The sequence below is a fragment of the Streptomyces cyaneofuscatus genome (assembly GCF_000718135.1).
Taxonomy (GTDB): Bacteria; Actinomycetota; Actinomycetes; order Streptomycetales; family Streptomycetaceae; genus Streptomyces; species Streptomyces cyaneofuscatus.
Genome location: NZ_JOEM01000004.1, coordinates 387,868 through 408,229 on the forward strand (window position 1 = coordinate 387,868; position 20,362 = coordinate 408,229).

Below are 20,362 nucleotides of genomic sequence, written 5' to 3' on the forward strand. Positions count from 1 at the left end.
GGATTTCATCCCTCCGCAATAAAGGGGGACGCCCCGAGGCCACGACAACCACCGAGAGGGGATCACTTCTTCGAGTGACTGCGCAGCGAAGGCGGGCGACATACACTGGAGCATCTATACGTTTCGATATATGGATACGCCCTATGTGATCGAGATCGAACCCGAGGTCCGGCTATGGCTGATGAACCTGCCGTACAACGACTTCCTGGTGGTCGAGCACGTCGCCGAGCTGCTGCGGGAGCGCCCCACGACGCTCGGAGAGCCGTACTCCCGGCACCTCGGCGACGGCGTCCGCGAGCTGCGGTTCAGCCTTGGCCGGCAAGGGGTCGCGACCCGGATTCCCTATTGGCTCGCGCCGGATCGCCGGATCGTTCTGCTTACCGTCTTCCGCAAGACCCGGCGGCGGGAGACGGCCGAGGTCGCCCGCGCCAAGCGCGCCAAGGTGCTCTGCCAGACCGAGCACCCACCGGCTCACGATGTGTACATGCGCACAGCCGACGAGGAGAAGGAGAAGCGGTAATGGTCAGCCACGCACGCTGGAAGCTCGCCCGCGACGAGAAGGTCGCCCAGGGGATCGCCGAGGATCCCGAGGTGGAGCGGCGCCGCGAGGAAATCTCTCTCGCGTTCGACCTCGGACAGGCCGTGTACGACCGGCGGGTCGCCCTCGGCCTCTCGCAGACCGAGCTGGCCCGGCGCGCCGGTATGACGCAGCCGCAGGTCTCGAAGCTGGAGCTCGGCGGCACGGTCCCCACCGTGCCCCTGCTGGCACGGCTCGCCCGTGCCATGGAGGCGGTGTTCCGGATGGAGCTGTTCGGGAGCAGTATCCGCGTGACGTTCACCGACCTGGACGGAACCACACCGGAGGAGACCGCCACGGAACACGCGTCCGCCCCCGAGGCGGAGGCGGACGCGAGCGCGGAGAGGACGGCGGCCACGGGCTGAGGGAGCCGAACCCGCAGCCGGGCGGTCCCTCCCCAGCCCGGCCTACAGATGCGTCGGCTCGAACATCCGCAGCAGGGCCGGGAGCACGACCACGGACGGTCCGGGCTCGGCCAGGGCCTTGCCCAGGTCCGCGGCGAGCGACTCCGGGGTCGTACGGACGGCGGGCACGCCGAAGGACTCGGCGAGGGCGACGAAGTCCGGGCGGGACAGCTCGGTGCCCGTGGCCTCGCCGAAGGCGCCCGTCATGTACTCGCGCAGGATGCCGTAGCCCCCGTCGTCCACGATCAGCCACGTCAGCGGCAGGTCGTACTGGCGAGCGGTGGCCAGCTCCGCGATGGAGTACATCGCCCCGCCGTCGCCGGAGACCGCGAGCACCGGGGTGGTCGGGTCGGCGGAGGCGGCGCCGATGGCCGCCGGGAAGCCGTAGCCGAGGCCGCCTGCGCCCTGGGCGGAGTGCATGGTGTTGGGGCGCCGCGCGTCGAACGCGGACCAGGCCCAGTAGGCCAGGATCGTCATGTCCCAGAAGCTGGGCGACGCGTCGGGCAGTGCCTGGCGTACGGCGTCGAGGACCTGCTGCTCCAGGGTGAGCTCCTGGGCGTCGATCCGGACTCGTACCTTTTCCAGCACCGTCGCCACGCGCTCCGCGGCACCCGCGTCCTCGCGCCGCTCCACCGCCTCCAGCAGCTCGGACAGCGCCTCGCGGGCGTCGGAGTGGATGCCGAGGGCGGGGTGGTTGGACTCCAGCTTCCCGGCGTCCGCCTCGATCTGGATCACCCGGCCGCGCGGGCGGAAGGTGTGGTAGTTCGAGGAGAGTTCGCCGAGCCCCGAGCCGACGACGAGCAGGACGTCCGCGTCCTCCAGGAAGTCGGTGGTGTGCCGGTCCTCCAGCCAGGAGCGCAGCGAGAGCGGGTGCTCCCAGGGGAAGGCGCCCTTGCCGCCGAAGGTGGTGACGACCGGCGCGTCGATCTTCTCGGCCAGCGCGCGCAGCTTGCCGGAGGCGTCGGACCGTACGACTCCGCCGCCCGCGATGATCACGGGCCGCTCGGCGTTCGACAGCAGGTGGGCGGCGGCGATCGTCAGCTCGGGCCGCGGATACAGCTCGCGCGGGGTGGCGTCCATGGCGCTGACGACGGGAAGGGTCGTCTCGGCCAGCAGCACGTCCTGCGGGATCTCCACCCAGACCGGCCCGTGGGGGGCGGTCAGCGCGGACTCCCAGGCGGCGGCGATCGCGGACGGGATCTGGGACGCCGCCCGCACGGTGTGCACGGACTTCACGATGTCCCGTACGGAGGCCTGCTGGTCGCGCAGCTCGTGCAGATACCCGTGGCGCCCGCCGCCGAGGCCCGCCGTCGGGATCTGGCTGGAGATCGCGAGGACGGGCGCGGAGGCGGCGGCCGCCTCCTGGAGCGCGGCGAGCGAGGTGAGGGCGCCGGGCCCGGTGGAGAGGAGCAGCGGCGCCACTTCTCCGGTGATCCGGCCGTACGCGTCGGCGGCGAACCCGGCGTTGTTCTCGACGCGGAGTCCGACGTAACGGAGGGAGGAGCGGCGCAGCGCGTCGAACATGCCGAGCGCGTGCTGGCCGGGCAGCCCGAAGACGGTGGTCGCGCCGAGCCCCTGGAGCGACTCCACGACGAGGTCACCGCCGTTGCGGCCGGGCGGCGGGGTCAGGACGGCGGCGGCCTGCGCGGCGGTGAGCTGCGGCCGGTCGTCGTGGTCGTGGCTCACTTGGCGTCCTTGGTCTGCTTCTCCGCCGCGATCTGGCGGGACATGATCGTCGTCAGCTCGTACGCGGTGTGGGAGGCGGCCACGGAGGTGATCTCGGCGTGGTCGTACGCGGGCGCCACCTCCACCAGGTCGGCGGAGACCAGGTGGCAGGAGGAGAGCCCGCGCAGGATCTCCAGCAGCTCGCGCGAGGTGAGGCCGCCGGCCTCGGGGGTGCCGGTGCCGGGGGCGTGCGCCGGGTCCAGGACGTCGATGTCGATGGAGATGTAGAGCGGCCGGTCCCCGATGCGCTGGCGCAGCTGGTCGGCGATCTCGTCGACGCCGCGCCGCATGACGTCGGCGGAGGTGACGATGCCGAAGCCCATCTTCTCGTCGTCGGTCAGGTCCTGCTTGCCGTAGAGCGGGCCGCGGGTGCCGACGTGGGAGAGGGCGGAGGTGTCGAGGATGCCCTCCTCGACGGCGCGGCGGAAGGGGGTGCCGTGGGTGTACTCGGCGCCGAAGTAGGTGTCCCAGGTGTCCAGGTGCGCGTCGAAGTGGAGCAGGGCGACGGGCCCGTGCTTCTTGGCGACGGAGCGCAGGAGGGGCAGGGCGATGGTGTGGTCACCGCCGAGGGTCATCAGGCGGGCGCCAGTGTTGAGCAGGTCGTCGGCGGCGGCCTCGACGGTCTCCACGGCCTCGTTGATGTTGAACGGGTTCGCCGCGATATCCCCGGCGTCGGCGACCTGCGCGAGGGCGAACGGGGACGCGTCCTGGGCCGGGTTGTAGGGGCGCAGCAGCCGGGACGCCTCACGGATGGCGTTGCCGCCGAAGCGGGCGCCGGGCCGGTAGGAGACCCCGCTGTCGAAGGGCACGCCGACGACGGCGACATCGGTGCGCCCGACCTCGTCGAGCCGGGGCAGCCGGGCGAACGTCGCGGGCCCGGCGTACCGCGGGACGCGGGAGGAGTCGACGGGGCCGCGCGGCGATTCGTTGCTGCTCATGGGGGGTGTGCCTTTCGTTTCAGGATTCGTACAGGTTTCGTACGGTGTCAAGTGTGCGGGGTCGAGAGGGCCTACTCAGCCCGTCCGGCCAGACCCAGCCCGTCCGGCGATTGAGGACATCTTTTGCGCCCGCCGGATCCGGCGCGAGGGTTCCGTCCTCAAACGCCGGACGGGCTGGTGGTGGACGCGGCGGACGGGCTGGTGGAGGCGGCAGACGGGCTGGAATCGCGCCCCGCAAGCCGCTCGCGCCAAGCGGCCAGCACGGCCGCGTCCGTAGGCGGCGTGGCCAGCGACACGACCACGTACACGGCCAGCGATGACAGCAGCCCGTAGTAGATCGGCTGGTTGGCGAGGATCCCGTACACCGCCATCAGCCCGATCACCGCGACACCCCCCACGCACACCGCCGCCAGCGCCCCCGCCGCCGTCCCGCGCCGCCACAGCAGCCCGCCCAGGATCGGCACGAGCAGCCCGCCGACCAGCAGGTTGTACGCAACGGTCAGCGCCTCGACGACATCGTTCAGCGCGATGGCGATCAGGATGACCGCGATCCCCATGATGAGGATGAACGCCCGGTTCCCCTTGACCTCGTCATGCGGCTCGCCACTCCCGCCGTCCCGCACCACGGCGCCCCGCAACCGCGACCAGATGTCGTTGTTGGCGACGGTCGCGCAGGCGATCAGCGCGCCCGACGAGGTCGACATCACGGCGGCCAGGGCCGCGGCGAGCACCAGCCCTCTCACCCCCATCGGCAGCTCGTCCTTCACGATCGTCGCGAACGCGGCATCCGCGCTCGCCAGGTCCGGGTACATCACCTTGGCCGCGGTCCCGATGACGGCTCCGGCGATGGCGTACACGAGGCAGTACGTACCGGCCACCGTTCCGCCCCACCGCGCCGTGCGGTCGCTGCGCGCGGTGAACACGCGCTGCCAGATGTCCTGCCCGATGAGCATGCCGAAGGTGTAGATCAGGACGTACGTGAAGATCGTCTCGCCGCCGATGCCGAGCGGGTCGAAGTATTCGGTCGGCAGCTGCGCCTTCATCTCGCTGAAGCCGCCCGCCTTGACGACGGCGATGGGCAGCAGGAGCAGCAGCACGCCGATGGTCTTGACGACGAACTGGACCATGTCCGTCAGCGTGATCGACCACATGCCGCCGAGCGTCGAGTACGCGACGACGATGGTGCCGCCGAGGACGATGGCGACGGTGCGGTTCACGTCGAAGAGGACGTCGAAGATGGTGGCGTACGCGATGGTCGAGGTGACCGCGAGCATGAGGGTGTACGCCCACATGACGACGCCGGAGATGATCCCGGCCCGCCCGCCGTAGCGCAGGTCGAGCATCTCGGAGACGGTGTAGACCTTCAGCCGGGCGATCCGCGCGGAGAAGAAGATGGAGAGCGCGAGGAGCCCGAGGCCGATGGTGAGAACCATCCAGGCCCCGGAGAGCCCGTATTTGTAGCCGAGCCCGACGCCGCCGATGGTGGACGCGCCGCCGAGGACGATGGCGGCCATGGTGCCGGAGTACATCCAGGGCCCGAGGCGGCGCCCGGCGACCAGGAACTCAGCTTTGGACTTGGCGCGGCGCATGCCCCACCAGCCCATGGCGAGCATGCCGGCCAGGTAGACGACGATCACGGCGTAGTCGACAGCCATGGGCTTCCCTCCGTCTCGCGCAACAGGTGCAGTGCGGGTGCAGGTGCGGGTCCTGGTGCAGGTCCGGATGCAGCTGCAGGTGCGAGGAAGACGGTAGGTGGCCGAAAGGCAGCGTTGAAGTGTACGTTTCCTCTACTCCCACCGCCGCGAATGGACGAACCCTCCATGCCGACACCGCCCGCCCCCTCCCCCGGCCCGCCGGCCCCGCCCATCCCCCTCGCCGAACTCCTGGCGAGCAAGGAGCTGGGCCTGCGCCGGATCGCGGGCCCGGCCGAGGCCGACCTCCTCTGGGTGCACACGTCGGAGATGGCCGACCCCTACCCGTACCTCCTCGGCGGTGAGCTGCTGCTGAGCGCCGGGGTGCTGCTGACGGACCCGGACCGCTATGTGGCGCGGCTGGTGGAGGCGGGCGCGGCGGCGCTGGGTTTCGGTGTCCGGCCGGTGTACGAGGCGGTCCCGGAGGCCCTCATCGAGGCGTGCGACCGGTACGGGCTACCGCTGCTGGAGGTGCCGCCGGAGACCCCGTTCACGACGATCGCGCGGGCGGTGTGGCGGCTGATGGCTCAGGCCCGCCACCGGGAGCTGCGCCGGGTGACCCGGGCTCAGCAGGCCCTGGCGACGGCGGCGGCCCGCCCCGACCCCGTACCGGCGGTCCTCCACCAGCTCGCCACGCAGCTGAGCGGCCGGGCGGTGCTGCTGACGGCGCGGGGCGAGGAGGTCCACGCGGCGGGCCGGCGCCCGCATCCGGAGGCGGCGGCAGCACTGGCACGCCTGGCCCGCGTGGTCGCCCGCGAACGCCCCGGCTCCCCCGCCTCGGCCACGGACACCCACGGCGACACGCACCTGGCGGCGTACGCGCTGGGCGGCGGCGAGGGCCTCGTCCTCTCCCTGGCGACCCGTGGGCGGGAGCCGGGCGACCACACGGTGGCCGGGATCGCGGTGGTTCTGCTCTCCCTCCTGGCCGCCCCCCACCAGGGCGCGGACGCGGCGGACCGCTCGGCGGCCCTGGTACGCCTGCTGCTCGGCGCGACGCCCGCCGAGGTGGCCCCGCTGCTGGGCCCCGACGGCCCCTGGACGGTGATCCACGCCCGCCGCAGCGACGGCACGACGCCGGACGCCCTGACGGCGGGGGCGCTGGGGGCGTCGCTGGGCTCGGCGCTGGTGGACGCGGGCCGGGAGGACGACGAGACGGTACGAGTCCTGCTCCCGGCGACCACGAGGGAGGCGCCCCCGCAAGGGAGCGACGGTGAGAAGCCCAGGCAGCCCGGAGAGCCTGAAGAGCCCAGGCAGCCCCCGCGACCCCCCACCGTGCCCCCGCACCCCGGCTGGACCCTGGGCGTCTCCACCCCCACCCCCCTCTCGGCCCTCACCACCGCCGACACCCGGGCGGCCCGCGCCCTGGCCCACGCGGAGGCCACCCGCACCCCGCTGAAAGTGGACGCCCCGGTCACCGGCCTGGCCGCCCTGATCCCCCCCGACCAGGCGGCCGCCCACGCCCGCACCCTCCTCGCCCCGCTCACCCCGCCCCTGGCCGACACCCTGCGCTGCTGGCTCTCCCTGCACGGCAGCTGGGACCGCACGGCGGTGGCCCTGTCCGTGCACCGCAACACCGTCCGCCAACGCATCGGGCGGTGCGCGGAGTTGCTGGACGTGGACCTGAACGACATGGACGTACGGACGGAGTTGTGGTTCGCGCTGCGGCGGGAATGACGTCCCGGAGCGGAGAAGGGGCCCTGAGGTGTACGGCCCGCCCGGCCATGCCTTATGTTGCAGTGGCAAAGGGGGATCGCATGGCAAGGGATTACGACAGCCAGCTGCTGGAGTCCGTGGGGGTACGCCGGCGCCGGATGCGGGACGCCCTGCTGTTCGGTGTGGAGCGGGCGCGGCGGACGGCGGACGAGCGGCTCGGCAAGGTTTTCGCGGGGATCGCGATCACGGCCGTGCTGTGTGCGGGGTGCGTGGGGTGGTCCTTCCTCCAGCACACCCTGGACAAGCAGAAGGCCGAGCAGCAGAAGCAACAGCAGCGGCAGGCTCAGCAGTACGAGCAGCCGCCGCATTAAGGGTGAGCACCGCTCCGCATTCCCTATCGAGGAGAAGATGGGAAAGAGCGCACAGTTCCTTATTGGTCAATTGGCCCGAAAGCTCGGAAAATCACGATGATAGGTTTCCGTAAGTGGTGAGCACAGCAATGACGTCCCGCTCGGAACTGAGCCGGGTGACCCTGGTCGGCGAGCGGCGCCGGGCCGACATCGTGCTGCCGTCCGACACTCCCATCGGCCAACTCCTGCCGGACATCCTGCAGTTGTTGGACGACCGGGCAGCCTCGCGGCCACTGACCAGGCAGTTGCTCACCTCCGACGGCTCGGCCCTTCCGCACGACAGCACCCTGGCCTCGGCCGGCGTCAGCGACGGTGCCGTACTCCGGCTCGTCAGGATCCACGCCGCTCCGCCCGCCCCGGTGGTGCACGACGTCACCGACCAGGTGGCCGACACCCTCGATCTGCAGGCCTGGCGCTGGCGTCCGGCCGCGCGCAGGGTCGCCGCGGGGGCGTCGACCGTGGCGTTCTCGGTGGTCGCCGCGCTGCTGGCGCGGCGCGAATTCCCGCTGGACACCCTGGCCGGGGCGCTGGCGGCTGTCACCGCCGTCCTCCTCGTGGGGGGCGCGCTCTGCGCCCGGATCGGCGCGGGCAACCGCGGGCTGGCGACCGCGCTGCTGTTCGTCTCGGGTGGCCTCGGCGTTCTCACGGCGTGGACCGCCGCCGACGCCTACGACTGGTCGGGCCCGGCCCGGCTGGCGGCGGTGGCTGCAGCGGTGATCCTGGCCCTGTTGCTGCTCGGGTTCTTCTCCCCGCTGGGCCGTGGCGGCCTCATCGGGGCCGGGGCCACGACCGCCGTCACCGCGGTGTGGGAGGCCGTCGCCGCGGTGGAGTCGGACCCGGCCCGGCTGGGCGCCGTGATGGCGGTGTTCTCCGTGGTGCTGCTGGGTATGCTGCCCCGGCTCGCGCTGATGGCGTCGGGGCTCACCGCGCTCGACGACCGGCGGTCGGGTGGGGTGTCGGTCAGCCGCCACGACGTGTCCAACGCACTGGCCGCCACCCATCGCGGTCTCGCCCTCGCGACGGTGGTCACCGCGGTCTCGGCGACCGCGGCGGGCTGGCTGCTCACCCTGTCCGCGCGGCCGACCGTGTGGACGGTGCTGCTGCCCTCGGTGGTCGCGGTGGTCCTGCTGTCGAGGGCCCGCGCGTTCCCGCTGGTGGCCGAGGTGGTGGCCCTGTTCGCGGCTGCTGCGGTCCTCGTCGTGCGGCTCGTCATGCTGTGGATGGAGCAGGCGTCCGGGGGCTCGGGTCCCGTGATCCTGCTCGGAGTGGCGGCGCTGCTGCCTCTGCTGGCCCTGTCGGTGGAGCCTCCCGAGCATGTACGGGTGCGGCTGCGGCGCACCGCCGATCTGGTCGAGTCCATCGGGATGGTGGGGCTGTTCCCGCTCGCGATCGGTGTGTTCGGCATGTACGGCCAGTTGCTCAACAAGTTCTGACCATGGGTGCGCGCGGGCTCCGGTCGGGGCATCGCGGCGAAGGAGAAGGGCAGACATGCCGAACGGGGACAACTGGCAGGGCGATGTGCTGCGCGATCTGAGGGGCGCCTCCGGGCCGCCTGCGGCGGGCACCGGCGGGCCGCCGGCTTCCGTACCGCCCGCTCCACCCAGCGCGGCGCATGCCTCCGGGACGGAACGCATACCCGCGCCGACGCAGCCGCCCGCCCCCGCACCGACCCCCACGTCCGCGCCTGCGCCCGCCCCCCAGCAGGCGCCCGCCCCCCAGCAGGCGCCCGCTCCCCGGCAGACACCCACGCCCCAGCAGACACCCGCGCCGCCTCGCCCCCGCCGACCCTCCGCCCCCGATTCCCGAGCCGTGGTGGACAGCGTGCTGAGCGGCACGGCCCGCCGCCCGCAGCGGGGTGAACCGGTCGCCGTACGGGTCACCCGGGCGGTGCGCCGGATCGTTTCCTCCTCGGCGGCGCGCGAGGTCGCCGAGCTCACCCGTACCGCCGAGGCGCTCCAGCAACCGGTCACGACCGGGCGGCAGATCGCCGTCACCTCCATCCGGGGCGGCGCGGGCAAGACGACGGTGGCGGCCCTGCTCGGCACGGCGTACGCGCACTACCGCCAGGACCCGGTCCTCCTGGTCGAGGCCGACCCGGCGCTCGGCTCCCTCCCGCTGCGGCTGGGCGCCGAGACGCTGCGCTGGACCACGGCCGACCTGGCGGACATCGTGGAGCCGCAGATGTCGCTGCTCGACGTCACCGGCTACCTGGTCCAGCTCCCCGAGAACGCCTGGCTGCTGCCGGGGAGCCAGGGGCAGATCGGGGCGATGCTGGACACGTCGGCGTACGAACGGGTCATGGTGGCGCTGCGCCGCTACTTCGGGGTGACCGTCGTGGACTGCGAGACGCTGCCCGCCGAGGTCGCCCGGGTGGCGCTCTCCGCGTCCCAGGCCCGGGTGCTGGCCGCCCCGGCGACCCTGGACGGCGTCACGAGCACGTACGCCGTGCTGCAGTGGATGCAGGGGCTCCCCCGCCACATGATCGACGGCACCGTCGTCGTGCTCTCCAGCACGGTCGCCCGCCCCGGGATCGACGTCGAGGCGGCCGCCGAGAAGCTCCGGTCCACCGGCGCGGGCGTCCATGTCCTGCCGTACGACCGGCACTTGGCCGCAGGTGGTGTCCTGCGTACCGAACTGCTCGGACGACCGGCGCGCCTGGCCGCCACCCGGCTCGCCGCCGAGGTCTTCCAGCTCTCCCAGAAGCGCCGGTGACCCCGATGGAGTCCGAGTCCCTGCACCACGAGCCGACCGCGAACGCCGGACGAAGCCGATGAGCACCCGACTGATCCACCGCCCCGCCCGGACCACCCGTCCGCCGGCCACGCCCGCGCCCCGCACCATCGAGGCCCCGCCGAACCTCCCCGAGGGAAAGGCGGGCAACATCGCGATGTCGCTGCTGCCGGTCGCCGGGGTCATGTCGTCCGTCGTGATGATGACCGTCGTCCGCAACAGCCAGTTCGCCGCGCTGGGCGCGATCATCCTCGTGGTCACCGTCACCGGTTCCGTCGCGCTGCTCTTCTCCCAGCGCGGCAAGGCCCAGCGCACCCGGCGTACGCAGCGCGAGGCCTATCTCGCCTATGTGGAGGATCTGCGCGAGGAGTTGTCGGCCGAGGAGCGCGAGCGACGCGAGCGGGCGGACGTGCTGAACCCGCCGCCGTACGCCCTGTACGACATCGTGCGCGACCCGGCACGTCTCTGGGAGCGGCGCCGGGTCGACGACGACTTCCTGCGGGTGCGGGTCGGCACGGGCGAGATGCCCGTACGGGATCTGCAGATAGCCGAGCCGGGGTCGTCGGTGCTCACGCCGCCGGACCTGTTCATGCTCAACGAGGCCTCGGCGCTGGTGAAGCGGTTCCGCAACGGCACCGAACTGCCGCTCACCGTCCCGCTGGACCGGATCGGCAACGTCAGCGTGATCGGGCCCCGCGAGGACTGCCTGCGGGTGGCCCGCGCGCTGCTCGTCCAGACCGCCGCGCTGCACGCCCCCGACGACGTGGCCATCGCCCTGGCCGCGCCCGGTGACCGGATGGCCGACTGGGAGTGGGCCAAGTGGCTGCCGCATCTGCTCGACACCGAGCAGTTCGACGGCCCGGTCGCCGCCCGCCGCATCGCCCCCTCCGCCCCTCAGCTCGCCCGGCAGCTCGGCCCGGAGCTGCGCCGCCGTGCCTCGTACGCGGCGGAGGTCCGGCGCGGTCTGGCCGGGCGGGACGCGCTGTCCATGAACTCCCGGCTGCTCGTCGTCACCGACGGGCACGGTGAGGACGCCGTCGACCTGCCGCGCCCGGACGACGCCGTCGGCCTGAGCGAGATGGGCGTCACCGTGCTGCACCTGCTGGAGCAGCGGGTGCAGGAGCCGGGTCAGGTGAGCGTACGGATCACCGTCGACGGCACCGACGTGGCCATCGAGGACCTCAGAGCCCCGGAGCCGCTGGAGGCGCACGGCACGGTGGACGAGGCGGGGATCCCGTTCGCCGAGGGGCTGGCCCGGATGCTCGCGCCGCTGCGCCTGTCCGCCGAGTCCCTGGCCGACGCCCCGCTCTCCGGGCCGGTCGAGTTCGCGGCCATGCTCGGCATCGACGACGTGGCCCGCCTCGACCTGGACCGGCTGTGGGCACCCCGCGGTGAACGTGCCTTCCTGCGCGTCCCGATCGGCATCAGCGACTCCCACGAGCCGGTGCTCCTGGACCTCAAGGAGTCCTCGGAGCTGGGGATGGGCCCGCACGGTCTCTGCGTCGGCGCGACCGGTTCCGGGAAGTCGGAGCTGCTGCGCACCCTGGTTCTCGCTCTGGTGGCCACGCATCCGCCGGAGGACCTGGCGCTGGTGCTGGTCGACTACAAGGGCGGGGCGACGTTCGCGCCGTTCGCGGAGCTGCCGCACGTGGCGGGGGTCATCACCAACCTGGAGAACCAGGCGGGGCTCGTCGAACGCGTCCACTCCTCCCTGGCCGGTGAGGTCAAGCGACGCCAGCAGGCGCTCAAGGACGCGGGGAACGTCGCCGACGTCGGGGACTACGCGGCCCTGCGCGCCGAGAAGCGGCCGGACCTCGACCCGTTGCCGCACCTGTTCGTGGTGATCGACGAGTTCGGTGAACTGCTGACCGCCAAGCCGGACTTCATCGACCTGTTCCTCTCCATCGGCCGCATCGGCCGGTCCATCGGCGTCCACCTCCTCCTCTCCAGCCAGCGCATCGAGGGCGGCAAGCTGAAGGGCCTGGACACCTACCTCTCGTACCGGCTCGGGCTGCGGACCTTCTCCGCCGACGAGTCCCGTACGGTCCTGGACACCACGGACGCGTTCCACCTGCCCCCGCTGCCCGGCTTCGGCTATCTGAAGGTCGACACGAGCCACTACGCCCGCTTCAAGGCCGGTTACGTATCAGGGGGTTACCGCGGCCCCGTCCGCCGCGCCGACGAGGAGGAGACCGGCCCGCTCGCGCTCCCGTACGAGGCGTTCAACACCCTGGCCGGACCGGACGAGGTGCCGCAGACCGCGGAACCGGCCCCGCGCCGCCGCGAGACGGGCCCGACGGAACTCGGCGTGATGGTCGACCAGTTGACCGGCATCGCCCCGCCCGTACGGAGCATCTGGCTGCCCCCGCTGCCGACCGCCACCGCCCTGGACACCGTCGCGGGACCGCTGGACATCGGCCCGCGCGGCATGCGGCTCGCCGGGGCCGGACCATCGGGCAGGCCCCTGCGCGTCCCGGTCGGGCTGCTCGACGACCCGGCCAAGCAGTGGCAGGGCCAGTGGTTCCTGGACCTCACGGTGGCGGGCGGCCACGCGGCCGTGATCGGCGGACCGCAGTCCGGCAAGACGACGCTCCTGCGTTCCCTGGTCCTCTCCCTCGCCCTGACCCACACGCCGCGCGAGGTCGGCGTCTACGGTCTCGACCTCGTCGGCGGCGGCCTCCAGGCACTGTCGGGGCTGCCGCACGTCGGCGGCGTCGCGGGCCGCGCGGACCGGGAGCGGGCCGCCCGCACCGTCGAAGAGGTCCGCACCATGCTCGCGCTGCGCGAGGACCTCTTCCGCGAGCACGGCATCGACTCGGTCGAGCAACTGCGCACCCTGCACGCGGCCGGCCGGCTGCCCGAGCTCGCCTCGGCCGAGATCCTGCTCGTCATCGACGGATTCGGCGCGCTCCGCGACGACTTCGACGAGCTGGACGACGCGATCGCCGACATCCTCAAGCGCGGCGGCGGCTACGGCATCCACGTCGTCGCGGCCATGCTGCGCTGGAACGACGTACGGATCGCCACCCAGTCGAACTTCGGCACCCGCGTCGAGCTCCGGCTCAACGACCCCAGCGAGTCCAGCATCGACCGCAAGCTCGCCGAGACCCTGTCACCCGACGAGCCCGGCCGCGTCCTCACCGACGGCAAACTCTTCGCGCAGGTGGCCCTCCCCCGCACCGACGGGGTCGCCGACACGGCGGATCTCGGTGCGGTCCTGGAGCGTACGGCCCGCTCGGTGCGGGCCACCTGGAGCGGCGAAGTGGCACAGCCTGTACGGGTGTTGCCGCACATCCTGGAGCCGCACTCACTGCCGGGCCCGGCGGCCGAGCCCACCCGCGTACCGATCGGGCTCGACCAGTCGGCGCTCGCGCCCGTGCTACTCGACCTGTTCCAGCACGACCAGCACCTGCTGGTGCTGGGGGACAGTGAGTGCGGCAAGACGAACCTGCTGCGGACGGTGGCGCACGGCCTCATCGACCGTTACGGCGAGGACGAGTTGGTGTTCGCCGTGATGGATCCGCGGCGCTCGCTGCGCGGCGCTGTCCCGGAGGAGTTCAACGGGGGCTACGCCTACAACCCCAAGCTGTGCATGGGTCTTTCGATGGGCATCGCCACCGAACTGGAGAAGCGGCTGCCCGACGAGAACGCCCGCCTGGAGGACCTGGAGCCCGGCAACTGGGGCAACGGCCCGCGGATCGTCGTGCTCGTCGACGACTACGACGTCCTCACGACCGCCGGACAGTCCCCGCTGGCCGCGTTCCTCCCGTACATCCCGTCGGCGGTCGACATCGGCCTCCACTTCGTCCTGACGCGCCGGGTCGCCGGCGCGTCGCGGGGCATGTACGAGCCGCTGGTGCAGGGCTTGCGGGAAGCCGGGGCCTCGGCACTGCTGATGGCGGGCGACCGCAGCGAGGGGCAGCTGTTCCCGGGCGTGTACGCCTCCCAACAGGCCCCAGGTCGTGGCGTGTTCATCCGCAGGGGCCAGCCGAACCGCCTGATCCAGACGGTGTACGCGCCGAGATGACGTACACCGCCGCCGTTCCATGACCGCCCACCGCCGAACCACGAATCACGAACCACGAAGGACCGGACGACCACCCCATGACCAAGGACGTCATCGCCCTCACCTCCAAGATGCCCGACCCGTGGGCCGTACTGGCGGGCCTGCTCTCCGGCGGCCCGGACAAGCTGGTGGGTACGCGCGGGGAGGGCGCGGTGATCCAGCTCTGCGACCCCGAGGGCCGGCCGCTCGTCTCCGTGGAGGCGCCGCTGCTGGTCTCCGTCGAGGGCGAGGCCGAGCGGCTGCTCGGGGCCACGGCGCCCCCGGTCCCGTACTGGTGGACGGAGGCCCGCGCCACCACGGGTGTCGCGGAGGCGGAACAGCTCGCGGGCACCTTCGCGACCCGGCTCGCCTCGCTGCTGGGCGGCTCCGCCTGGCCCCCGGACGCGGCCGGCTCACTCGCCGTGGTGAAGACCGACGGCGTGAGCGTCGCGCCGGAACCGGCCGCCGCGCGGCCCGCGATCGACGTCCTCACCGAGCGGGTCGCGGTCGTCATCCAGGACCGCCCGGTGGTGGCGATGACGGCGTGGCTCTCCGACGCCTTCCGGGCGGCGGCCGAGGCGGGCCTCGGGCTCCAGATCGTCAGCCCGGCGGGTACCACGCTCTCCCCCGCCGTACGGGACGCCCTGGGCGGCTGGCCGTCCCGCTGGATCGTGCAGGACGAGCGGGACGGCTACTACGACGGGCTGACGGGTGCCGTACTGCGCTGGCAGGACGGCATGTTCGCCCCGGTCGCCTCCCCCGACGCGACGGAGGACGACCCGCGCACCCCGGTGGCGGCCACCTTCCAGGAGGTCCGGGACACCGGCGAACGCCAACTCGCCCTGACCTTCCGGATGGTGCACCCGGCGGACGACCGGCTGGTGCTGGGGGGCGGGCTGGAGACGGTGTGGCGGGAGCTGACGGGCGCACCGCCGGCCGGCTGGGGCACATCGGAACCGGCAACCCTTCCGTGGTCGCCCCGGCGGCTGACCGACGTGGCGCACGAGCGGGCGCCGGAACCGACCTGGTTCGTCGTGGTCGGCAACCGGGACCGGCCGGCCCTCGCCACCGTACGGATCACGCGTACGGAGGCGGGGGTGGAGGAGCACGTCACGCTCGCGTTCGGCTACGACAGCTCCGAGGAGCCGCCCCTCGACGCCCTGCCCGCCGCGGCCGAGGCGCTCGCCACCCGCCACCACCTGCAGTCGATGCTCGTACAACTTCGCAAAGCACGGCGCGATGTGGCCGTGCCGCCGCGCTTCGAGGGCCCCGGGGTCCCGCTGGCCTTCGTGCTGGGCGCGGAGGAGGTCCGCGCGATGCCGGGGGACCGGGCCCGCCGCACACCGCTGGCCGAACAACCGGTGACGCTGGGCCCGCGGACCCGGCCCGCGCTGTACTACCCGCTGCCGGGGGACCCTTCGGACCTGTCGGGCTGGCAGGACTTCGAACAGCTGATGCGCCACCTCAAGGGTGCGTAGGACGAGGTGTTCGATGTCATGGATTGGTCACAACGCCACTCTGGCTGATTGCAGATTGCAGTCGTGACGCAAGGATTGATAGACATGAATCCGAACACTCATGCGTTCGTTCGAGGTGCTGGGGGAAGACGATGAAGTTCGACATGGGGGCCTCGGTCCTTTCAACGCTGATCTCGCATTCGCAGGGTGCGAGTACGGACCTGGGGACGCTGATCCGCCAGCTCATCGCGGCGGCCGAGCCGCTGGAGGGCAAGTTCAACGGAGCGGGGAAGGTCGCCTTCGACGACTTCAAGAACCGCTCCGACGAGATCACCGCCGCACTCAACGCCTCGCTGTCCGGGATCCTGGGCGGCCAGTCCGGGATGGACGCGGCGTTCGGTACGGGTGACCAGGAGCAGGGCGAGAACGCGAAGACGCAGATGGCGTCCGCGAACTTCGACGCGGCACGTTTCGGCGGCCGCTGAGCCTGCCGGACCACAAGGTTTTCGGTTTTTTCACCACGGGGAGTGATGGTTGATGGGCAGCACGGACCGGCGTTCGTACGACACAGGTGCCTCGTCAGAGGTCCAGGGCAACATCCAGCTGGTGATCGCGCAGCTGGAGCAGGTGATCACAGCGCGGGACACGCAGGTGAAGGCGGCGATGAACGACTTCGCGGCCGACGGCGTGGCGGATGAGTACCACGGCAAGGAACTGCGGTGGAACGCGACCTCGCAGGAGGTCAAGAACATCATCCAGCTGCTGCGTACGACGCTGGAGAAGAACGACGGGACCGCTTCGCAAACGCTGGCGCGCGCGAAGGCCGCGGTCGACGGCATCGGCTGACGCGGCGGCCGGCGTGAGCCGGTGATGGGTTGTTCGAGGACTGTTCCGGGTGGTACGGGGGTGGGGCGTCGGTGACGGCGTGGGATATCAAACCGCAGGGTGTGCAAGGTCAGTTGAAGGTCGTCGGCACGCATGCCGGTGATCTGGAGAAGGCGCTGGGCGCCTGGCTGACCGATGTGGCGGAGGCTGCGCAGGCGGCGGGAACGGCGATCCCGGGCGGCACGGAAGCCGGGCAGCCGGTGGGTCCGGTGGCGCCGGGCCGGCAACCGGGCCCGGTGGCAGGGAGCATCGTCGCCCCGTCCGCGACGGGACCGGTGGCGGCGGCGCTGGGTGAATACGTGACTGCCCGCAAGCCGAAGCTGAAGTCGATGGCGGAGCGGATCCAGGCCGCGGTGCTGGGCGCTGCCACAGCGACGAACGAGTATGTGGAGGGCGACCTCGACACGGCCAAGCAGGCGCAGGACGCCGCCAAGTCGGTCCGCCTGGACCTGCTCAAGGAGCTGGGGGGCCGCAAGTGAGCGAGAACGACCCGGTTGACCCGTACGGCATACCGGTCTTCACCGGTGATCTGGCCGTGCTCGACCAGAAGGTGACCGCCCTGGCCAAGGACGGGGAGAAGATAGCGACGGCTGCCGGTGACGTCCACAGCAGCTTCGGCGGTCTGCGGGCCTTCTACCAGGCCCCCGAGGCTGACCAGTTGTTCGCGACAACGCAGCCGGTCACGACCACCGCGCAGGGTCTGAAGTCGGACGTCGCGGTCATCACCGGCGCCCTGGCCACCTACGCGGACGACGCGCAGCCGCTGGTGGCGAAGCTGAAGCGGCTGCGGGAGGAGGCCTCCACGTTCCTGGACAAGGCCAACGCCGACGACAAGTGGCGCGAGGACGGCGACCTGGTCGAGGAGAACAACCGCCGGCACGGCGAGATCGCCGAGGCCTGGGCGGCGTTCCAGGCGGTCGAACGCAACTGCTACAACAAGATCATCTCCTTGGTGCCGGGCGGCACGCAGCTCAAGGTGGACGACGGCTCCGGCGGCAAGGGCATGTACGGCTACGACGCCGAGGCCCTGAAGCACGCCAAGGGCCTGCCCTGGGGCGACCCGGTGAAGGAGTCGACGCCCTGGTACCACATCCACGAGCACCTCTGGGACTTCGGCAAGGGCGTCGTCGTCGACGGTGTCTGGGGCACGATCAAGGGCCTGGGCACCCTGGTCGGCACCGACGGCTGGGAGTCCATGAAGCAAGCCTGGACGGGCCTGGCCAAGCTGACCACGGGCGTCATCATCTCCACCACGCCGCTGGCAGCCGCGTTCTGGCTGACGCCCGAGGACAAGCTCCCCTCGTGGCTGCGGGACTCGCGCACCGCGATGAAGGAGACCGGCAAGGCACTGCTGGCCTGGGACCAGTGGAGCGAGAACCCGTCACGCGCGGCGGGCGCGGTCACCTTCAACGTGGTGACCACCGTCTTCACCGGCGGCACCGGCGGCGCAGTCGCGGGCGGCGGCAAGGCGGCCCTCGCGGCGAAGGCGCTCTCCTTCGCCGGCAAGGCAGGCCGGGCCATCGACCCGATGACGTACCTCTTCAAGGGCGCGGGCGCGGGCCTGACGAAGATCAGCGATGTGATGGCCGGCCTCAAGGGGATGGGCAACATCGAGATCCCCACCCTTCCGCCAGGCTCGATCACGCTCCCGGACGGCGGGTTCAAGCTGGCCGACGGCACTCTGCACCTGCCTGAGGGCGCGGCGGTCCCGGACGGCGCGTTCGAAGTCCCGAAGGGCGCGGTCAAGCTTCCCGACGGCATGGACATCCCCGCCGGAGCGGTCGACCTCGGCGACGGCGTGGTCCGCCTCCCCGAGGGCATGACCCCGCCCGCGGGCTCCCTGCCGATCCCGGAGGGCGCCCTCAAACTCCCGGAGGGCACCACCGCCCTTCCCGAAGGCACCGTCCGAGGCACCGACAAGGACGGCAACATCGTCCACCTCGACCGCGAGGGCAACATCCTCAAGGAGGACGGCACCCTCAAGCAACACCACTCCGCCGCCCCCGACGGCAACCCGGCCGACGGCGCCCCCGTCAGGACCGACGCGGACACCCCGCTGCCCCGCACCCCCGCCGAGGAATCGGCCCTGGTCGGTGCGGGCGCCCGCACCGGCGGCGGCGACAGCATCCGCCTGGGCTCGGACTTCAGCGACACGGGACGGCTCGGCGACGACGCAGCCCGTACGGGCGACAACGTGACGGCCCCCGACAGGACACCGGGCGGCACCGCGAACAACCTTCCGGGCGGCTCGGCCCCGGACAACTTGCCGACCAACAGCCTGGACAACGGCACCCCGCGCGGCGGCCCGGGCGACCACCTTCCGGCGAACCATCTCGACGGAGGCGGCCCCACGGGCACAGGAAGCCGCGACCTACCCGGCGGATCAGCCGCAGACAACGGGATACCGAGCGGCGGCTCCAACACTGGCGGTGTTCCCGGCCCCCGGAACCCTGACAGTGCCGACCTCGGCGGGGTCGACGATGCGGCCCGTGGCAGCGACGGCACTTCTACGCCGCCGGGCGCGGCACACCAGCCCGTACCGCGCCCCACCTTCATGCTTGACGGCCCCAACCCGTACGGGAGGCCCGGTTCCCTGACCCTGGAGCAGATCGAGGACATCCAGGTGTACAGGGCGAACGAGGAGCCGGGCTACTTCGAGCGTTACTACCGAAGTGACGGGACTCGCAAGCGAGTCGAGGTCCATGACGAGAGCGGATTCACTCCCCCACAGCTCGCTCAACTATCGAAGGACGCTCCCTGGGGCCGCGCCAAGGACGCGCCCGCACCTCCCAAACCTCACTTCCTCGACTCGAACTACATTTCGGTGGGGGCGGATACCGTAAAGAGCCAAGCCAGGCTCAAGATTCTTGACACAGCTGCACAGAAGCGCTATTTCGCTATTCAGTGGGACAATCTCGTAGCAAAATGGAAGGGTGAGACAGGGCTCGCTCACGAAGCGTTGGGCACGCCCCAATCGGCTGCGCAATGGGCTGAAGCTCGGGGAACCTACAAGGAATCTCACACCCACATGGGGAAAGCCGCCGAAGAATTCGGCGAGAAGGCGGCAGAGCATCACTTCATCGCAGAACGATACCCAGACTTCGAGAAGCAGTCGCTCCTCGGCCCGAAGAGCGGCAATGATCAGTTCGACCAAGTCTGGAAACACGATGATGGCCGAGTTGTCGTCATCGAAGCGAAAAGCAGCGTCGATACAGAGCTGGGCAGGCGAAAGCTCCCCAACGGTAGGCAGGTCTCCCAAGGCAGCAGAGAGTACTTCCTGGACATCATCGCAGAGATGAAGAAGCGCGGTGAACGCGATACCGTTCGCGATCTGCAAAAAGCCCTCAAGGCCGGAAAACTGGACTACGTCGTCGTCAAGGGCGAAAAGAATGCTGGAACGTATACTGGCTACCAGTACCGGCGGTTCGACATCAGCAAGGGGACTCTTCCGTGACCACGACTATCGCCCGCCATGATCTGTCGGCAGGCCCCGATACCGAACGCCTCGCGGACGGTCTTGACGAAGACCTGATCGAGGAAATCGATGACCTTGAGACGACTGCGGTGCTCATCGACTCGGCCTTCAGCTCCGCCCGTCTGTCCTTGAGTGCCAGGTGCGTGGCAGACCCGCGAGCCTCGGCGATCGAGACGTGGGAGTCCACAGTCAATGCCCTCCAGCTCGGTTCGGCACTGTTCGCGGTGACAGGTGTGCAGGACGGCTCGGTCGAATGCCGGATCAACCGAAAGTTGCGGACCATCCCGGCGACCGGACCGATGTCCACTGCTGACGCCGGCACGTGGCTCTCCGCCTTCTGGCTGGCCGTCATCTGCCGTGACCAGGACCGAA

The 20,362-nt window shown here is 71.3% G+C and carries 16 protein-coding genes; 13 read left to right on the forward strand and 3 right to left on the reverse strand.

Going from position 1 to position 20,362, the window contains the following annotated elements; translation table 11 throughout:
* Positions 1 to 130: 130 nt before the first annotated feature.
* Together IF17_RS0108960 and IF17_RS0108965 are read left to right on the forward strand one after the other, a co-directional pair.
* Positions 131 to 520, forward strand: coding sequence for a type II toxin-antitoxin system RelE/ParE family toxin (locus IF17_RS0108960; RefSeq protein ID WP_030563937.1), 390 nt, complete (start codon positions 131 to 133; stop codon positions 518 to 520).
* A complete protein-coding gene (locus IF17_RS0108965) occupies positions 520 to 942 on the forward strand; it encodes a helix-turn-helix domain-containing protein (RefSeq protein ID WP_018511291.1) in 423 nt (140 codons plus the stop codon). Before IF17_RS0108960 ends, IF17_RS0108965 begins: the two co-directional genes overlap by 1 nt.
* Positions 943 to 984: 42 nt before the next feature.
* Here the strand turns inward: IF17_RS0108965 and IF17_RS0108970 are convergent, their stop codons facing one another.
* From IF17_RS0108970 to IF17_RS0108980, 3 genes are all read right to left on the reverse strand, one after another.
* A complete protein-coding gene (locus IF17_RS0108970) occupies positions 985 to 2,667 on the reverse strand; it encodes a thiamine pyrophosphate-binding protein (RefSeq protein ID WP_030563939.1) in 1,683 nt (560 codons plus the stop codon).
* The gene (speB, locus tag IF17_RS0108975; RefSeq protein ID WP_030563940.1) at positions 2,664 to 3,644 is read right to left on the reverse strand and encodes an agmatinase; all 981 of its coding nucleotides are present in this window, start codon (positions 3,642 to 3,644) and stop codon (positions 2,664 to 2,666) included. The genes IF17_RS0108970 and speB overlap by 4 nt, the downstream gene beginning before the upstream one ends.
* Before the next feature lie 158 nt (positions 3,645 to 3,802).
* Positions 3,803 to 5,299 carry a sodium:solute symporter family protein gene (locus IF17_RS0108980; protein WP_030563942.1) on the reverse strand — a complete coding sequence of 499 codons (1,497 nt, stop codon included), beginning with the start codon at positions 5,297 to 5,299 and terminating at the stop codon, positions 3,803 to 3,805.
* Between the two features lie 165 nt (positions 5,300 to 5,464).
* Here IF17_RS0108980 and IF17_RS0108985 point away from each other — a divergent pair, with 165 nt between their 5' ends.
* The 11 genes from IF17_RS0108985 to IF17_RS0109035 all read left to right on the forward strand — a co-directional run.
* Positions 5,465 to 7,009: a PucR family transcriptional regulator gene (locus IF17_RS0108985; RefSeq protein ID WP_032771826.1), complete on the forward strand. Its 1,545-nt coding sequence runs from the start codon at positions 5,465 to 5,467 to the stop codon at positions 7,007 to 7,009.
* 80 nt (positions 7,010 to 7,089) lie between these two features.
* The gene (locus IF17_RS0108990) at positions 7,090 to 7,359 is read left to right on the forward strand and encodes a hypothetical protein (protein ID WP_018511286.1); all 270 of its coding nucleotides are present in this window, start codon (positions 7,090 to 7,092) and stop codon (positions 7,357 to 7,359) included.
* Between the two features lie 128 nt (positions 7,360 to 7,487).
* Positions 7,488 to 8,831 carry a type VII secretion integral membrane protein EccD gene (gene eccD / locus IF17_RS0108995; protein WP_030563946.1) on the forward strand — a complete coding sequence of 448 codons (1,344 nt, stop codon included), beginning with the start codon at positions 7,488 to 7,490 and terminating at the stop codon, positions 8,829 to 8,831.
* Between the two features lie 55 nt (positions 8,832 to 8,886).
* Entirely contained in the window at positions 8,887 to 10,110 is a 1,224-nt protein-coding gene (locus tag IF17_RS0109000; protein ID WP_078615836.1) for a MinD/ParA family ATP-binding protein, read from the forward strand.
* 58 nt (positions 10,111 to 10,168) lie between these two features.
* The gene (locus IF17_RS0109005) at positions 10,169 to 14,155 is read left to right on the forward strand and encodes a type VII secretion protein EccC (RefSeq protein WP_030563950.1); all 3,987 of its coding nucleotides are present in this window, start codon (positions 10,169 to 10,171) and stop codon (positions 14,153 to 14,155) included.
* Between the two features lie 77 nt (positions 14,156 to 14,232).
* Positions 14,233 to 15,651: a DUF6177 family protein gene (locus IF17_RS0109010; RefSeq protein WP_030563952.1), complete on the forward strand. Its 1,419-nt coding sequence runs from the start codon at positions 14,233 to 14,235 to the stop codon at positions 15,649 to 15,651.
* 131 nt (positions 15,652 to 15,782) lie between these two features.
* Complete coding sequence (locus tag IF17_RS0109015) at positions 15,783 to 16,115, forward strand: hypothetical protein (RefSeq protein ID WP_030563955.1); 333 nt, start codon at positions 15,783 to 15,785, stop codon at positions 16,113 to 16,115.
* A 52-nt stretch (positions 16,116 to 16,167) separates the two neighbouring features.
* A complete protein-coding gene (locus tag IF17_RS0109020) occupies positions 16,168 to 16,476 on the forward strand; it encodes a pore-forming ESAT-6 family protein (RefSeq protein WP_018511280.1) in 309 nt (102 codons plus the stop codon).
* Positions 16,477 to 16,547: 71 nt separating this feature from the next.
* Complete coding sequence (locus IF17_RS0109025) at positions 16,548 to 16,994, forward strand: DUF6507 family protein (RefSeq protein WP_030563957.1); 447 nt, start codon at positions 16,548 to 16,550, stop codon at positions 16,992 to 16,994.
* Positions 16,991 to 19,969, forward strand: a complete 2,979-nt coding sequence (locus tag IF17_RS0109030; protein ID WP_030563959.1) for a hypothetical protein — start codon at positions 16,991 to 16,993, stop codon at positions 19,967 to 19,969. The genes IF17_RS0109025 and IF17_RS0109030 overlap by 4 nt, the downstream gene beginning before the upstream one ends.
* On the forward strand, positions 19,966 to 20,362 hold a 397-nt coding region (locus IF17_RS0109035; RefSeq protein WP_030563961.1), incomplete at its 3' end, for an Imm49 family immunity protein. The genes IF17_RS0109030 and IF17_RS0109035, both read left to right, overlap by 4 nt.

Coding starts and splice junctions, on each gene's coding strand:
- IF17_RS0108980 (WP_030563942.1), bottom strand. CDS start 5,299: ATGGCTGTCGACTACGCCGTGATCGTCGTCTACCTGGCCGGCATGCTC.
- IF17_RS0109020 (WP_018511280.1), top strand. CDS start 16,168: ATGGGCAGCACGGACCGGCGTTCGTACGACACAGGTGCCTCGTCAGAG.
- IF17_RS0109000 (WP_078615836.1), top strand. CDS start 8,887: ATGCCGAACGGGGACAACTGGCAGGGCGATGTGCTGCGCGATCTGAGG.
- IF17_RS0108990 (WP_018511286.1), top strand. CDS start 7,090: ATGGCAAGGGATTACGACAGCCAGCTGCTGGAGTCCGTGGGGGTACGC.
- eccD (WP_030563946.1), top strand. CDS start 7,488: ATGACGTCCCGCTCGGAACTGAGCCGGGTGACCCTGGTCGGCGAGCGG.
- IF17_RS0109015 (WP_030563955.1), top strand. CDS start 15,783: ATGAAGTTCGACATGGGGGCCTCGGTCCTTTCAACGCTGATCTCGCAT.
- IF17_RS0109005 (WP_030563950.1), top strand. CDS start 10,169: ATGAGCACCCGACTGATCCACCGCCCCGCCCGGACCACCCGTCCGCCG.
- IF17_RS0108985 (WP_032771826.1), top strand. CDS start 5,465: ATGCCGACACCGCCCGCCCCCTCCCCCGGCCCGCCGGCCCCGCCCATC.
- IF17_RS0109010 (WP_030563952.1), top strand. CDS start 14,233: ATGACCAAGGACGTCATCGCCCTCACCTCCAAGATGCCCGACCCGTGG.
- IF17_RS0108960 (WP_030563937.1), top strand. CDS start 131: ATGGATACGCCCTATGTGATCGAGATCGAACCCGAGGTCCGGCTATGG.
- IF17_RS0108965 (WP_018511291.1), top strand. CDS start 520: ATGGTCAGCCACGCACGCTGGAAGCTCGCCCGCGACGAGAAGGTCGCC.
- speB (WP_030563940.1), bottom strand. CDS start 3,644: ATGAGCAGCAACGAATCGCCGCGCGGCCCCGTCGACTCCTCCCGCGTC.